At 70.6% G+C, this 15,153-nt stretch carries 13 protein-coding genes; 5 read left to right on the top strand and 8 right to left on the bottom strand.

Annotated elements, in window-relative coordinates; genetic code table 11:
• The first annotated feature begins 85 nt into the window (after window positions 1–85).
• On the top strand, window positions 86–2,131 hold the full coding sequence (locus OG844_RS08425; protein ID WP_406389221.1) for a beta-galactosidase: 2,046 nt from the start codon (window positions 86–88) through the stop codon (window positions 2,129–2,131).
• 76 nt (window positions 2,132–2,207) lie between these two features.
• Window positions 2,208–3,764 (top strand): arabinogalactan endo-beta-1,4-galactanase, encoded by a 1,557-nt coding sequence (locus OG844_RS08420; RefSeq protein WP_406389219.1) that lies wholly within the window; start codon window positions 2,208–2,210, stop codon window positions 3,762–3,764.
• A gap of 3 nt (window positions 3,765–3,767) precedes the next feature.
• Here the strand turns inward: OG844_RS08420 and OG844_RS08415 are convergent, their stop codons facing one another.
• From OG844_RS08415 to OG844_RS08385, 7 genes are all read right to left on the bottom strand, one after another.
• Window positions 3,768–4,775, bottom strand: a complete 1,008-nt coding sequence (locus OG844_RS08415; protein WP_406389217.1) for a VOC family protein — start codon at window positions 4,773–4,775, stop codon at window positions 3,768–3,770.
• A 99-nt stretch (window positions 4,776–4,874) separates the two neighbouring features.
• Window positions 4,875–5,240, bottom strand: coding sequence for a cupin domain-containing protein (locus OG844_RS08410; RefSeq protein WP_406389215.1), 366 nt, complete (start codon window positions 5,238–5,240; stop codon window positions 4,875–4,877).
• 171 nt (window positions 5,241–5,411) lie between these two features.
• Window positions 5,412–6,305 carry an ectoine hydroxylase gene (gene thpD / locus OG844_RS08405; protein WP_406389214.1) on the bottom strand — a complete coding sequence of 298 codons (894 nt, stop codon included), beginning with the start codon at window positions 6,303–6,305 and terminating at the stop codon, window positions 5,412–5,414.
• Between the two features lie 5 nt (window positions 6,306–6,310).
• Window positions 6,311–6,709, bottom strand: a complete 399-nt coding sequence (locus OG844_RS08400) for an ectoine synthase (RefSeq protein ID WP_037691652.1) — start codon at window positions 6,707–6,709, stop codon at window positions 6,311–6,313.
• A 63-nt stretch (window positions 6,710–6,772) separates the two neighbouring features.
• Complete coding sequence (ectB, locus tag OG844_RS08395; protein ID WP_406389213.1) at window positions 6,773–8,041, bottom strand: diaminobutyrate--2-oxoglutarate transaminase; 1,269 nt, start codon at window positions 8,039–8,041, stop codon at window positions 6,773–6,775.
• Between the two features lie 73 nt (window positions 8,042–8,114).
• Window positions 8,115–8,645: a diaminobutyrate acetyltransferase gene (gene ectA, locus OG844_RS08390; RefSeq protein ID WP_406389211.1), complete on the bottom strand. Its 531-nt coding sequence runs from the start codon at window positions 8,643–8,645 to the stop codon at window positions 8,115–8,117.
• A 336-nt stretch (window positions 8,646–8,981) separates the two neighbouring features.
• Window positions 8,982–10,088: a pyridoxal-phosphate-dependent aminotransferase family protein gene (locus tag OG844_RS08385; protein ID WP_406389209.1), complete on the bottom strand. Its 1,107-nt coding sequence runs from the start codon at window positions 10,086–10,088 to the stop codon at window positions 8,982–8,984.
• 102 nt (window positions 10,089–10,190) lie between these two features.
• Here OG844_RS08385 and OG844_RS08380 point away from each other — a divergent pair, with 102 nt between their 5' ends.
• Together OG844_RS08380 and OG844_RS08375 are read left to right on the top strand one after the other, a co-directional pair.
• Entirely contained in the window at window positions 10,191–11,291 is a 1,101-nt protein-coding gene (locus tag OG844_RS08380; RefSeq protein WP_406389207.1) for an amidohydrolase family protein, read from the top strand.
• A 315-nt stretch (window positions 11,292–11,606) separates the two neighbouring features.
• A complete protein-coding gene (locus OG844_RS08375) occupies window positions 11,607–12,755 on the top strand; it encodes an SCO1860 family LAETG-anchored protein (RefSeq protein WP_406389206.1) in 1,149 nt (382 codons plus the stop codon).
• A gap of 77 nt (window positions 12,756–12,832) precedes the next feature.
• On the opposite strand, the gene cobC is transcribed toward OG844_RS08375, so the two are convergent.
• Window positions 12,833–14,344: an Rv2231c family pyridoxal phosphate-dependent protein CobC gene (gene cobC / locus OG844_RS08370; RefSeq protein WP_406389205.1), complete on the bottom strand. Its 1,512-nt coding sequence runs from the start codon at window positions 14,342–14,344 to the stop codon at window positions 12,833–12,835.
• A gap of 78 nt (window positions 14,345–14,422) precedes the next feature.
• Between cobC and OG844_RS08365 the strand changes: the two genes are divergently transcribed.
• The gene (locus OG844_RS08365) at window positions 14,423–15,145 is read left to right on the top strand and encodes a ZIP family metal transporter (protein WP_356419606.1); all 723 of its coding nucleotides are present in this window, start codon (window positions 14,423–14,425) and stop codon (window positions 15,143–15,145) included.
• Window positions 15,146–15,153 lie beyond the last annotated feature (8 nt).

Raw genomic sequence — 15,153 nt, 5'->3', positions numbered from 1 at the left:
TTGCTGTGCGGTTATGTTGGGCCTGCGTCGCCACGAGTGTGTGTGCACGTTCCCAGAAGTTGTTCCAAAGAGCCAGGAGACGTCCATGCCGCACTCAGCGCCCGCTGCCACCCCGATCGGTCTGCACAAGCTGGCCTTCGGCGGCGACTACAACCCCGAGCAGTGGCCCGAGGAGGTCTGGCACGAGGACGTGCGCCTGATGCGGGAAGCCGGCGTCACCATGGTCAGCGTCGGGATCTTCTCCTGGGCGCTGCTGGAACCCGAGCCGGGCAGCTACGACTTCGGATGGCTCGACCGCCTCCTGGACCTGCTGCACGTCAACGGCATCCGCGCCGACCTCGGCACCCCCACCGTGGCCCCGCCCGCCTGGTTCTACCGCGCCCACCCCGAAGCCCTCCCGGTCAGCCGCGACGGGGTCCGCCACGCCTTCGGATCACGCGGCGCGATCTGCCACAGCTCGGCCCCGTACCGTGCGGCCGCCGCGAACATCACCGAACAGCTCGCCCGCCGGTACGCGAAACACCCGGCCCTCGCGATGTGGCACGTCCACAACGAGTACGGCGTCCCCGTCAGCGCCTGTTACTGCGACAACTGCGCCGCCCACTTCCGCCGCTGGCTCACCGATCGGCACGGCTCCGTCGAAGCGGTCAACGAGGCCTGGGGCACCAACTTCTGGGGCCAGCGCTACCGCACCCTCGACGAGATCGACCCGCCCCGCACCACCCCCACGGTGGGCAATCCCGCCCAGCAGCTGGACTACGCCCGCTTCGCCGACGCCACGATGCGCGAGAACTTCACCGCCGAACGCGACATCCTGCACCGGCTCGCCCCCGGCGTCCCCGTCACCACCAACTTCATGACCGCCCTCAGCCAGTGCGACTCCGTCGACTACTGGGCCTGGGGCCGCGAGGTCGACATCGTCACCAACGACCACTACCTGATCACCGACGGCCGCCGCACCCACGTCAACCTCGCCATGGCGGCCGACCTCACCCGCTCCGTGGCGGGCGGCGCCCCCTGGCTGCTCCTGGAGCACTCCACCAGCGGCGTCAACTGGCAGCCCCGCAACCCCGCCAAGCGCCCCGGCGAAATGGCCCGCAACAGCCTCGCCCACGTCGCCCGCGGCTCCGAGGGCGCGATGTTCTTCCAGTGGCGCCAGTCCCGGCGCGGCGCCGAGAAGTTCCACTCCGCGATGGTTCCGCACGCCGGCACCGACTCCCGTGTCTGGCGGGAAGTGACGGCGCTCGGTGCGGGCCTCGGCCTGCTGGAGGGCATCCGGGGCACCCGTACCGTCGCCGACGCCGCGATGCTCTGGGACTGGCAGTCCTGGTGGGCGCAGTCCCTGGAGTGGCGCCCCAGCGAGGACCACGACGCCCGCGAGCGCGCCGACACGTTCTACGCCTCGCTCTACGACCGCCACCTCACCGTGGACTTCGCCCACCCGGACGCCGACCTGTCCGCGTACCCCCTCGTCGTCGTCCCCGCCCTCTACCTCGCCACCGAGGAGACCGGCCGCAACCTGCGCCGCTACGTCGAGAACGGCGGCACCCTCGTCGTCTCGTACTTCTCCGGCATCGTCGACACCCACGACGCCGTGCACCCCGGCCCCTACCCGGGCGCGCTGCGGGACGTCCTGGGCCTGACGATCGAGGAGTTCTCCCCGCTCGGCGAAGGCGAGAACGTCCGCCTGATCACTCCCGAGGGCGCACCCGAAGGACCGGAACTGACCGGCGACCTCTGGACGGACGTGGTGATCCCGCGCGGCGCCGAGACCCTCTGGTCCTACGCCGACGGCATCCCGGGCGGCCGCCCCGCCGTCACCCGCAACAGGCTCGGCAAGGGCACCGCCTGGTACGTCTCCACGCGGCTCTCCGGCCCCCACCTGGACGCCGTCCTGGACCGTGCCTGCGCCGACGCCGCCATCACACCGCGCGTCGGCCTCGCCCATGACGTCGAGATCGTACGGCGCACCGGGGACGACGGCACGTACCTCTTCGCGATCAACCACACCGGCACCGACACCGAGGTGGCGCTGGACGCCCCCGGCACCGAACTCCTCACCGGCGAGCCCGCCGCCCACTCCCTCGCCGTCCCGGCGGGCGCGGTGCGCGTCGTACGGCTCGACGGCTGAGGCGCACCGAGAACCCCCGCAGGACCCGCACACACATCCCCCGTTACCCCGCACAACTGTCGAAGGGACATCGACGATGTACGGAACGACGCACACCCGCAGAGCCGCAGGAACGGTGGCCGCACTCTCCGGCCTGCTGTTCGCCGCCCTCCCCGCCCAGGCCGCCCACGCGGCCACCACCCCCGCCAACCCCGGTTTCGAATCGGGCAGCACCGGCTGGTCGACCTACTCGGCGGGCGGGCAGTCCGCCGCCTCCTTCACCGAGGCGGGCGGCCACGCAGGCAGCACCAGGCTCAGCCACTGGTCCGCCTCGGCGTACAAGGTCGAGACCTACCAGTACCTCTCCGGTCTCACCGACGGCACGTACACCCTCAGCGCCTGGGTCCGTTCCGGCGGCGGCCAGAACTCCGCCTACATGGCCCTGCGCAACTGCGGCGGCGCCGAGCAGCGCACCGACCTGCCGCCCACCGCCAACGGCGCCTGGATCCGGCTCGTCACCTCCGTCAAGGTGACCGGAGGGGCCTGCACGATCAGCCTCAACTCCGACGCGCACGCGGGGGAGTGGGCCAACTTCGACGACATCACCTTCACCCGGGGCACCACCGGGCTGAGCGTCAAGGGCGGTGACCTCTCCACCCTCCCGAAGAACGAGGCGCACGGCGCCACGTACCGCAACGCGAGCGGTACGGCCGGCGACGCGATGACCATCCTCAAGAACTCCGGGATGAACTACGTGCGTCTCAAGGTCTGGGTGAACCCGGCCGACGGCTACAACAACAAGGCCCGTGTGCTCGCCATGGCCAAGCGCGCCAAGGCACTCGGCATGAAGACGCTCATCGACTTCCACTACTCCGACGCCTGGGCCGACCCGGGCAAGCAGAACAAGCCCGCCGCCTGGGCCGGCCACAGCTACAGCCAGCTCCGCACCGACGTCTACAGCCACACATACGACGTGCTGAACGCGCTGAAGGCCCAGGGCACCACCGCCGACATGGTGCAGATCGGCAACGAGACCAACGCCGGAATGCTGTGGCCCGAGGGGTCCACGGACAACTGGTCCCAGCTGGCCGGCCTCCTGACCTCCGGGGCGAACGCCGCCAAGGCCGTCTCCTCCGGTACGAAGGTGGCGCTGCACCTCGCCAAGGGCGGCGACAACGCCGGCACCCGCTGGTGGTTCGACAACGCCGTGTCGCGGGGCGTCCCCTTCGACGTCATCGCCCTCTCCTACTACGGCTACTGGCACGGCTCGCTGTCCGAGCTGCAGACCAACCTCGACGACACCGCCTCCCGGTACGGAAAGCCGGTGCTGGTCGCCGAGACCGCGTACGCCCACACGCTCGCGGACGACGACGGCCTGGAGAACAACGTGGCCACCGCCTCCCAGCTGGTCACCGGCTACCCGGCGACGCCGGCCGGCCAGGCCGCCAACCTCCGCGACGTCATGAACGTCGTCGAGGCCGTCCCGAACGGCCGCGGGCTCGGCGCCGTCTACTGGGAGCCGTCCTGGACCGCGGTCACCGGCAGCGGCTGGGACCCGGCCGACCCCTCTTCGGGCAACGCGTGGGAGAACCAGGCGGTGTTCGACTACGACGGGAAGCTGCTCCCGGCGGCGAGCTGGTTCTCGCACCGGTAGGGGTTACAGGGGCGCGCCGTGCCACTTCCACGAGGTGACACGGTCGCGGCCCGGGAGTTCGGCGCGGCCGGTGGACCAGAGCAGGACGGCCCACCGGTCCTCGTCGTCCGGCGCACCGGGGAAGAGCCGGGCCAGCACCCGGTCGCACAGATCCGCGGGCGGCGCCCAGGACAGGGACAGGCCCTCGGCGATGTCGTGGGTGTGCACGAGGGTCTCCACGATGCCCATCGCGGCGAAGCCCTCCGGGTCGGAGAGCCCGAACACATGGTGCGAACGGACGTCCGCCGGAGTCGTCCGCACCATCGCCGTGAGCAGGGCGCCGCTCGCCTCCAGGGTCTGCAGCAGCCCGGCGGACCCGGCCGCCGGATCCGCGAAGATCGAGTTCGCCGGGCCGCCCTCGCGCTCCGCAGCCCACCGATAGGGCACTTCGGTGCCCGTCGGCGGCTTCCGGGGGCCGAGCTGGACCGCGTACGCGAAAAGATCGTCGCTCAGGTGCTCGACGGTCTCCCAGCAGCTCCACTCCAACGACCCCGCCGGTGCGTGCCAGTTGTCCGCCGGGGACTCCTTGAGGACGTCGACCGCGAGATGCACGGCCCGTGCCACGTCGTCCGCGGAGACCGGCATCCGGGTCCCGCTCAACGCCGCGCGCTCGGCGGCGCTGCACTCCACGCAGAACTCGTTGCCCTCGGGGTCGGCCATCGTCGCCCAGCCCCGCCCGTTGGGCTTGCGGTGGTCGGCGACCAGCGTGGCACCGAGAGCGAGCAGCCGCTCGACCTCCGCGTCACGGCTGCGGTCGTCGGGGCGCAGATCGAGGTGGACGCGGTTCTTGGTGCGTTTGGGTTCGGGAACCGTGACGAAGAGCAGTGCGGCACGAGGCGTCTCGACGAGCGCCTCGGGGTCCCCGGGCTCGTCGTCGTCGGACACGGAGGAACCGAGGACCTCGGCCCAGAAACCGGCCAGCTCGTAGGCGTCGGCGCAGTCGATGGTGACGTGCTGTACGAGGGATGTCATGGGCGCCACCCTCTCCGCTGACCCGGTCCGAGGTCCAGCGACGTGAACGGACGGGGTGGGGCCCGCGGTGGTGGACGCCGGTGGCGCTCCTCGTTCCCGTCAGCCGAGGATCTCGGCCGCCTTGGTCATCGGCCCCCCTGCGTCACCGGTGTTCATCGTTCCCGCCGGTTCGAACAGCAGGATCGCGGTCTCCTCCTCGGCCACGGGGCAGTGTTCGACACCGCGGGGCACCACGAACAACTCGCCGGGCTCCAGCACCACATCGGTATCCCTGAGCCGGATCGTGAGCCGCCCGCTGATGACCAGGAACAGTTCATCGGTGTCCTCGTGGGAGTGCCAGACGAACTCCCCTTTCAATTTGGCCAGTTTGACCTCGTAGTCGTTGAGGACAGCTACCTTCTTCTGCGACCACAGGTCGCTGAACTGCGAGAGCTTGTCAGCGAGGTTGACAGGAAGAGCGGACATGGACACAGGGAGTCCTTCCTCGAGGGACGGCGGCCTCTCAGGTGGCCGCCCGGCGTCACGAGCCTGCCGTGCTCGGGCTCCGCACGTCTTGTACGTTCCTGGCAATGGCCGAAGAACGCCGGAGGGGCGGGACGCGTGACGCGACCCGCCCCTCCTGACCGTCGTACGTCCCTACTTCACCGGCGTGAAGTCGCGCGCCCCGATGAACTCGGGGCGGCGGATCGGAGCCGCGAAGGGCTCCTCGGCCGTGTTCTCCACGCTGTTGAACACGATGAAGACATTGCTGCGCGCGTACGGGGTGATGTTGTCCCCCGAGCCGTGCATGCAGTTGCAGTCGAACCAGGTCGCCGAACCGGCCCTGCCCGTGAAGAGCCTGATGCCGTGCCGGTCGGCCATCTTCGTCAGCGCCTCGTCGGACGGGGTGCCGGCGTCCTGCATCTGCAGTGACCTCTTGTAGTTGTCCTTCGGCGTCTCGCCCGCACAGCCGAGGAACGACTTGTGCGAACCGGGCATGATCATCAGCCCGCCGTTGGTGTCGTAGTTCTCGGTCAGCGCGATCGAGACGGACACCGTCCGCATGTTCGGCAGGCCGTCCTCGGCGTGCCAGGTCTCGAAGTCCGAGTGCCAGTAGAAGCCCGAAGCACCGAAGCCCGGCTTCACGTTGATCCGGGACTGGTGGACGTACACGTCCGAGCCGAGGATCTGACGGGCCCTGCCCACCACGCGCTCGTCGCTCACGAGCCGGGCGAAGACCTCACTGAGCTTGTGGACCTCGAAGACGGACCGCACGCTCTGCGACGTCGGCTCGATGATCGAGCGCTCGTCGGCACGGACCGCGGGATCGGCGATGAGCCGTTCCAGCTCGGCGTGGTAGCCGGCCACCTCGTCGTCCGTGATGATCTGGTCGACGGTGAGGAAGCCGTCCTGCTCGAAGCCCTGTAGGTCCTTCGCGGCGACGGGACCGGGTACGCCCGGCGCGGACCAGATGACCGGGTCCTGGCGGGGAGTGGTCATCTCGGCGGCGCCGCGCGAGGGGTACAGGTCGGCGCGTACTTCGGTGGTCATGGGGTTCAGCCCTCCTCTGTCAGCAGCGGATAGACACCGTTCTCGTCATGGTCCTCCCGTCCGGTGACGGGGGGGTTGAAGACGCACACGCAGCGGAAGTCGGTCTTGGGCCGCAGCGTGTGGTGCTCGTGCCCGTTCAGCAGGTACATCGTTCCCGGGGAGATCCAGTGCTTCTCGCCGGTCTCGTCGTTGGTGAGCTCGGCCTCGCCCTCGGTGCACAGCACGGCCTCGATGTGGTTCGCGTACCACATGGACGTCTCCGTGCCCGCGTACAGCACGGTTTCGTGGAGCGAGAAGCCCACCTTCTCCTTGGCGAGCACGATGCGCTTGCTCTCCCAGGTGCCGGAGGCGGCCTTGACATGCCGGTCGGTGTTCTCGATGTCACTGAACGATCGGACGATCACGGTGGGATGGTGCCTTTCTCTTCTGTACTGCTCAGCTGTGCCTGCCCCGGGGGCGTACCCCGGTCAGGCGGTCTCACGGACGGACCGGGCCAGTGTGCGCAGGCCCTCGTCCAGCTCTTCGGGGGTGATGGTCAGCGACGGAAGCAGCTTCACGACCTCGCTCTGCGGGCCCGAGGTCTCCAGCAGCAGGCCCAGCTCGAAGGCGCGGGCGCAGACGGCGGTGGCGCGCGAGGCGTCGGGGAACTCCAGGCCCCAGACCAGGCCGCGACCGCGGAAGTGACCGCCGAGCTGCGGGTTCTCGTCGCAGATCGCGAGCAGCGCACGCTCCACCTGCTCGCCGCGTGCCAGGGTCTGCTTCTCCATCTGGCCGTCCGCCCAGTAGGCGTCGAGCGCGGCGGCGGCCGTGACGAAGGCCGGGTTGTTGCCGCGGAAGGTGCCGTTGTGCTCGCCCGGCTCCCAGATGTCCAGCTCGGGCTTGAACAGGCAGAGCGCCATCGGCATGCCGTAGCCGCTGATGGACTTCGACAGCGTGACGATGTCCGGGACGATGCCGGCCTCCTCGAAGGAGAAGAAGCCGCCGGTACGCCCGCAGCCCATCTGGATGTCGTCGACGATCAGGAGCATGTCCTGGCGGTGGCAGAGGTCCTGGAGCGCGCGGAGCCACTCGGCGCGGGCGACGTTGATGCCGCCCTCGCCCTGCACGGTCTCCACGATCACGGCGGCGGGCTTGTTGAGCCCGGAGCCCTGGTCCTCCAGGAGCCGCTCGAACCACAGGAAGTCGGGGACCTGGCCGTCGAAGTAGTTGTCGAACGGCATCGGGGTGCCGTGCACCAGCGGGATGCCGGCACCGGCGCGCTTGAAGGCGTTGCCGGTCACGGCGAGCGAGCCGAGCGACATGCCGTGGAAGGCGTTGGTGAACGAGACGACGGACTCGCGGCCCTTGACCTTGCGGGCGAGCTTCAACGCCGACTCGACCGCGTTGGTGCCGGTCGGGCCGGGGAACATCACCTTGTACGGCAGGTCACGGGGGCGCAGGATCACGTTCTGGAAGGTCTCCAGGAAGGCGCGTTTGGCCGTCGTGGCCATGTCCAGACCGTGGGTGATGCCGTCGCGCTCGATGTAGTCGATCAGCGCGCGTTTCAGCACCGGGTTGTTGTGGCCGTAGTTGAGGGATCCGGCACCGGCGAAGAAGTCGAGGTACGAGTGTCCGTCCTCGTCCGTCAGCCGGGCGCCCTGCGCGCGGTCGAAGACTGCGGGCCAACCGCGGCAGTAGCTCCGTACTTCCGACTCCAGGGTCTCGAAGACACTCAGGGCGGGCGGGGTGATGGTCACAGCGAATCTCCTGCTCGAGGGGGGTGTGACGGGCGGTGGGTGAGGCGCGCCCGGGCGGGGGGCGGGTCAGGCCCTACGCGTGGAGCGGGCCGATGCGGTACAGGACCTCCGGCAGGTGCGTTCCCTCCGGGAACAGCCCGCCGTCGAAGAGCACCTCGCGCTCCAGGGGAACGTCGTGGCGCTGCGCGAAGGAGGTGAACAGGCGGTCGGACGCGGTGTTGTCCGGAGTGACGGTCGTCTCGACCGAAGCCAGGCCCTGGGCGGCGGCGACGCGGGTGGTCAGGGCGTCCAACAGCGTGGCGGCCAGTCCCCTCCCGCGGTGGGCACGGTCGACGGCCACCTGCCAGACGACGAGCGTCTCGGGGCGGTCGGGGCGGATGTATCCCGTAACGAAGGCGACCGGGGCGCCGTTCTCGTCGCGGGCGACCACGGAGGTCGCCGCGAAGTCACGGCACCACAGCAGGTAGCTGTACGAGGAGTTGAGGTCCAGGACCTCGGAGTCGCGGGCAAGGCGCCAGATCGCGGCTCCGTCCTCCACTCGCGGGGTGTCGATTCTGAGGAATTCGCTTCGGGCACGTGCAAAGTCTGCTGGTGCTGCGGTCATGCGAATTGAATTTACCCAGCAAAAATCAAAATTGCATCGACGTAGAGGGTTGGGCGAGAGGCCTCACTGTGTTATCACGCGGGTGCGATCCGGGCCGGATCGGTGGACGTTTTCTCGCCATTTGACCGGAATTTATCCGGCATAACGGCCTCTCTGTGGAGTCGGTCACAGGGCTGTAACTCTCGTGACACGCATCCGGATTACGCGGCCCGGCCATGTCGGAACTGGGGCGTTTAGCTGCGAGGAAAGCGGGAAGAAGAATGCGGGGAGCTGCTTCGGATAAAGCAGCTCCCCGCATTCATCGATTCAGGCTCCGGATTGCGGATCCGGGTGAATTCACTTCCCCGGCCAGGTTTCCGACACGGCCTTGCGGGCAGCCTCCGGGTCGGTCGTCCGTCCGGCGCCGTCCAGTGCGGCGCCCAGGGCGGCGAGGGAGGACCGCACCGCGTCCGGCGTCGCGTCCACGCCGTAGTGGTTGACCCGGATCATCTCCTTGGACAGCGCGCCGCCGCCCGCGATCAGCGGCAGCGACCGGTCGGCGGCGAGCGCCCGCTCGACCAGGGCGGAGGCGTCGACGCCCTCGGGGGCGCGCAGCGTCGTGGCGACCGGCGCCGCGTCGCGGGCGTCGTGGACGTACGGCTCCAGCCCGCCGCCGAGCGCCAGGGCGCCCGCCCGGGTCGCCGCCGCCGCCGAGGCGTGCCGGGCCATCAGGGAGTCCAGGCCCTCGGCCTCGATCCGCTCCAGACAAGCCTCCAGCGCCAGCATCTCCAGCTGTGCGGGCGCGTGCAGCAGCGCCTTGCGCCCACCGTCGATCCAGCGCGTCTTCCAGTCCAGGAGAGAGAGGTACGAGTGCCGCGGGGCCTTCGGGTTGGCCGAGATCCGCTCCCAGGCCCGCCCGCTCACCGACACCGCCGAGACCCCGGCCGGGCCGCCCATCGCCTTCTGGGCGCCGATGACACACAGATCCACGCCCCAGGCGTCCGGCAGCAGCGGCTCCGCCCCCACCGACGCGACGGCGTCCAGCATGAACAGCGCGCCGTGGGCCCGGACCACCTCGCCGATCTCCGCGACCGGATTGGTGTTGCCCGTCGCGGCCTCGGCGTGCACCAGCGACACCAAGTCGATCTCCGGGCGCGCGGCGAGCGCCTGTGCGACCTGCTCGGCGGTGACCGCCGTGTGGAACGGCACCGCGAGATCGACGACATCGGCGCCGCAGTCGCGCAGCCAGTTCCCGAAGGTCTGGCCGTAAGGACCCGTGACGATGTTCAGCGCGGTCGAACCGGGCCCGGCCCCGCCCCGGATGCAGCCTTCGAGGGGCAGCAGCGCCTCGCCCTGCATGATGACGACGTCCTGCTCGGTGGCGAGGAGGCCGGCCACCCGACGCTCGATCGCCGCGAAATGCGCGGCGGTGAGCGGGGGAAGGCCGAGGAAGGGGTGCGTCACGGTGGTGCTCTCTTCGGATCGGTCCAGCTGCGGTCAGCGCTTGCGTCGAGGGTACCCAGCGCCTCTTCGGGAGCCTTGTCCACCGCCTCGTACAGTGCTGGTATGAGTGATCACGAGGTGGCCCCGGTGCTGCGGATCAAGGGGCGGGTGCTCGTCGGCCCCGACGACGTCAGGGACGGTCTCTGGGCCGTCGACGGGCGGATCACCTACGAGCGGCCGCCCGGCGCGGACGACGCGGTGACCGTCACCGGCTGGGCCCTGCCCGGTCTCGTCGACGCGCACTGCCATGTCGGCCTCGACCGCCACGGGCCCGTCGACGCGGCGACCAGCGAGAAGCAGGCACTCAGCGACCGGGAGGCGGGCACGCTGCTCATCCGGGACGCGGGATCACCCTCCGACACGCGGTGGATCGACGACCGCGAGGACCTGCCGAAGATCATCAGGGCGGGCCGTCACATCGCCAGGACCCGCCGGTACATCAGGAACTACGCCCATGAGATCGAGCCCGGTGACCTGGTCGCGTACGTCGCGCGGGAGGCGAGGCGCGGGGACGGCTGGGTGAAGCTGGTAGGCGACTGGATCGACCGCGACGCCGGCGACCTGACCGCCTGCTGGCCGCGCGCCGAGGTCGAGGCAGCCATCGCCGAGGCGCACCGCCTGGGCGCCAGGGTCACCGCACACTGCTTCGCCGAGGCGGCCCTGCGCGACCTGGTGGAGGCCGGGATCGACTGCATCGAGCATGCGACGGGGCTGACCGAGGACACCATTCCGCTCTTCGCGGAGCGAGGCGTCGCGATCGTCCCGACGCTGGTCAACATCGCCACGTTCCCCGCCCTCGCGGCGGGCGGCGAGTCCAAGTTCCCCCGGTGGTCCGCACACATGCGGCAGCTGTACGAGCGCCGCTACGACACCGTGCGCGCGGCGTACGACGCGGGCATCCCGGTCTTCGTCGGCACCGATGCGGGCGGCTCGCTGGCCCACGGCCTGGTGGCGGCGGAGGTCGCCGAACTGGTGAAGGCGGGCATCCCGCCCCTCGAAGCCCTCTCCGCGACGGCCTGGGGCGCCCGGAAGTGGCTCGGCCGGCCGGTGCTGGAGGAGGGCGCTCCGGCGGACCTGGTGGTGTACGACGAGGATCCGCGGGCGGACGTGCGCGTGCTGGCGGATCCGCGGCGGGTGGTGCTCGACGGACGGGTGGTCGGCTGACCTGCCGGGGGAGGCGCCGAGTTGACCGGCAGGTGACCAGGCCGCCGCCCACTCGTTGAAGCACCTTGTTGCGTCTCCCCGTCGTTCGGTGACCGCGCTGCCCACGCTGGGCGAAAAGAGTGACTCCGGGGAACTCCTGTGCCGGAATATTCGAAGAGGCACGCGAAAACCCCCCTTTGGAGTGAACTGACGCCAGGTGTCTGTCAGTTCACTCTCAGTGAGTGAAGATTCACGGAGTCGAGGCCCCCGGCGCACGCGATGTCCCCCATTGACGGCGCCGGAGGGCTCCATGTCTCTTGTGGGGGTTCCACCATTTTGAACAGCAACACCTTCCGCCTGGCTGCCCTGGCGGTCGCCGCCGCGCCCGTCGCACTGCTGGTCGCCGTCCCCGCACAGGCCGCCACCGCGACGGCGCCGGCCACCCCGGCCGAAGGCCGCGGAAAGGCGAGCGCGGTCGTGCTCCGTGCCGCACTCGACGTCTCGCTCCTGAACAAGTCGGTCGAGGTGCCGCTCAAGGCCACGCTGAACGAGGTGCAGGCACCCGCGAGTGCCGACGAGACCGCGCTCAGCGTGGAGCTCGACGGAGCGGAGCGTGGCCGCCCCGTCCATGTGCTGAAGGCTGACGTGGCCACCGCGAAGGCGACCGTCGACAGGCGCAGGGCCGAGGGCTACACCAACCTCGTGAAGGCCCGGGTGCATGTGCCCGGACTGCCGCTGCTCTCTCTCGTCGAAGTCGAGAAGGTCACGTCCAAGGCGCTCTGCGAGGTGGGGAAGAAGCCGGTCGCGGAGTCGAACGTGCTGGGGCACGTCTCGGTGCTCGGCAAGCGGGTCAGGCTGACCTCGGGCGGTCGGACGCAGGTCGAGGTACCGGGCGTGGGCGAGGTGACCCTCGACCTGTCGAGGACCAGCACCACCTCACGCACGGCCGCCGCGACGGCGCTCCAGCTGCGGGTGTCCGTGAACCCGGGCAAGCTCAATGTGGCCGATGTGCAGGGAGAGGTCACGCTGGCCGAGGCCACGTGCAGGACGCCGAAGGGCCATGGCGGCTCGGAGGACGGCGGCGCCAATGACGGCGGTTCGCACAACGGCGGTTCGGACAACGGCGGTTCGGAAAACGGCGGTTCGGACAATGGCGGTTCGAGCGCCGGCGGTTCGGACAGTGGCGGTTCGGACAGTGGTGGGTCGGACAGCGGTGGTTCGCAGGACGGCGGCTCGACCGCCGGTTCCTCCGGCAGCGGCGGCTCGACCGGCGGATCCGGGGACACCGGCAGCACGGGCGACAAGGGCGATGCCGTGGACGTGAAGCCCCAGACCGGCGCCGACCCGGTCCAGGCAGCCGGCAGCGGCGACCTCGCCGAGACCGGATCCAGCTCCTCGCCCCCGTACATCGCAGCCGGTGCGGCCCTTCTGCTGGCGGTCGGCGCCGGAGCCACGGTCGTCGCCCGCAGGCGCGCCCGGAGCTGAACCGCCCGAGGGGGAATGGGGCGGGGCGGGAAGCGGCGTTCGTGTGACGGAACACCGTCTCCCGCCCCGTGGGTCCGTCAGCCGACGGCTCTCCGGGGCAGCCCCTGGAGTGCCAGGTCGAGCGCCTGGAGGAATCTGTTGGTCGTCACACGGTCGCGTACGGCCAGCCGCAGCCAGTCGCTGCCCAGCCCGGGGAACGTGTCACCGCGCCGCGCGGCGAACCCCCGTGAGCGCAGCCGCTCCCTCACCTCGTCCGCACGGTCCACCCGCACGAGAACGAACGGCCCCGCCGCCGGCTCCACCACCTGCACCTCGCTGAACTCCGCCAGCCCGGCCAGCAGATGCGCCCGGTCCACCACGACACGGTCCGCCGCGTCGGCCGCCTCCACCAGCGCACGCGGCTCCATGCAGGCTTCCGCCGCCGCCAGGGCGGGGGAGGACACCGGCCACAGCGGCTGCGCCTCCTGCAGCAGAGCCAGCGTCGCCGGATCCGCGAGCACGTAGCCGATCCGCAGCCCCGCGAGACCCCAGGTCTTGGTCAGGCTCCGCAGCACGACGAGCCCGGGGACGTCCTCGCGCCCGCACAGCGCCTCCCGTTCGCCCGGAACAGCGTCCATGAACGCCTCGTCGACCACCAGCGTGCGACCGGGCCGCGCCAGTTGCTCCAGCACACCCGCGGGATGGAGCACGGACGTCGGGTTGGTCGGATTGCCGACCACCACCAGATCGGCGTCCTCGGGCACCGCCGACGGATCCAGCCGGAAGCCGTCCTCCGGACGCAGCACCACCCGCCCGACGTCGTGCCCGGCCGCGCGCAGCGCCGCCTCCGGCTCGGTGAACTGAGGATGCACGACGACCGGCCGCCGGGCCGGCAGCGCCCGTGCGATCAGTACGAAGGCCTCGGCCGCCCCCGCCGTCAGCAGGACACGCTCCTCGGGCAGTCCGTGCCGTGCGGCCACCGCCGCCCGTGCCGAACGCCCGTCCGGATAGGCGGCCAGCGAGACCAGTGACCCGGCTATCCGCTCCCGCAGCCAGTCCGGGGGCGTACCGGTCCGTACGTTCACGGCGAGGTCGGTCAGATCCAGGCCGCGTACTTCCGCGTCGCCGTGGTGCCGCAAGTCCGGCCCGGCGCTGTCGATGTGCTTCGTGGGGGGCAGCATGGCAGCCATGGTGAACGGCTCAGCGCCATTCGTCGACGCCGGGGTGCCGACAGAATGCAGCCGGCGCGCCACCGCGCAGGTCGCCGAGGCCGACTTCCGCTTCGGTACGAGGAGTTCGTCCGCCCCGACGAGTGCGGCAGCCTCCGCGACGGACGGTGTGCCCACGGCGTCCCGCGGCACCCCCGAGGGGTTCGGTACGCGGACGGCGGCCAGTACCGCGGCGGGAAACGAGCGCACCGGCACCCCGAGCCGTGCCGCCGCACCCGTGATCCCCGGTTCGTCCGCCCTCGTGTCGAGCGTTGCGACCTCCACCACGTCGGAGGCGGCCGACCCGGCCGCGCGCAGTGCCCCGAGAATCAGCCCGAGGACCTCGTCGGCCGAGACACCCCGGCGGGCACCGACGCCGACGACGAGTGCGGTGCGGGTCATGAGCGGAGTCCTTCTCGGAGTGGTGGGTTAGGGCTGCCTGAGATGCGGGCCCGGGGGTCGATCGGCTAGCAAGGGCCCATGGCGGTGTTCGTCGCGCTCGGCGCGTTCCTGATGACCCTGGCCGGCGGCTGGGTCGCTCAACGCGTCACCGACCGCCGTCACCTGGTGCTCGGCCTCGCCGGCGGACTGATGCTCGGCGTCGTCGGTCTCGATCTGCTGCCCGAAGCGGTGGAGGCCGCGGGCGGAGCGGTCTTCGGTGTCCCCGCCGCGCTGCTGCTCTTCGTGGGCGGCTTCCTGGTGGCCCATGTCGTGGAGCGTTCACTGGCCGTACGCCAGGCGGCACATGGTGCGAGCGAGGAAAGGGTGCCGCAGGTAGGGATGACGGCCGCGGCCGCGATGGTGGGCCACAGCCTGATGGACGGCATCGCGCTCGGCGCCGCCTTCCAGATCGGCGGCGGCATGGGAGCCGCCGTCGCACTCGCCGTCATCACCCACGACTTCGCCGACGGATTCAACACCTACACGATCGCCAGCCTCTACGGGAACGCCCGCCGCAAGGCCCTCCTGATGCTGTACGCGGACGCCCTGGCCCCGATCGTGGGCGCGGCGACCACCCTGCTGTTCACCCTTCCGGAGGAACTGCTCGGCTGCTATCTCGGCTTCTTCGGCGGGGCACTCCTCTACCTCGCCGCCGCCGAGATCCTGCCCGAGGCCCACCACGACCACCCGGCCCGCTCCACGCTGCTGTGCACCGTCGCGGGAGTGGGCTTCATCTGGCTGGTCGTCGGCATCGCGGAGTAGCCTCGCCG

The organism is Streptomyces sp. NBC_00887, assembly GCF_045207585.1.
This window is presented reverse-complemented; position numbering and strand designations above follow the sequence as displayed.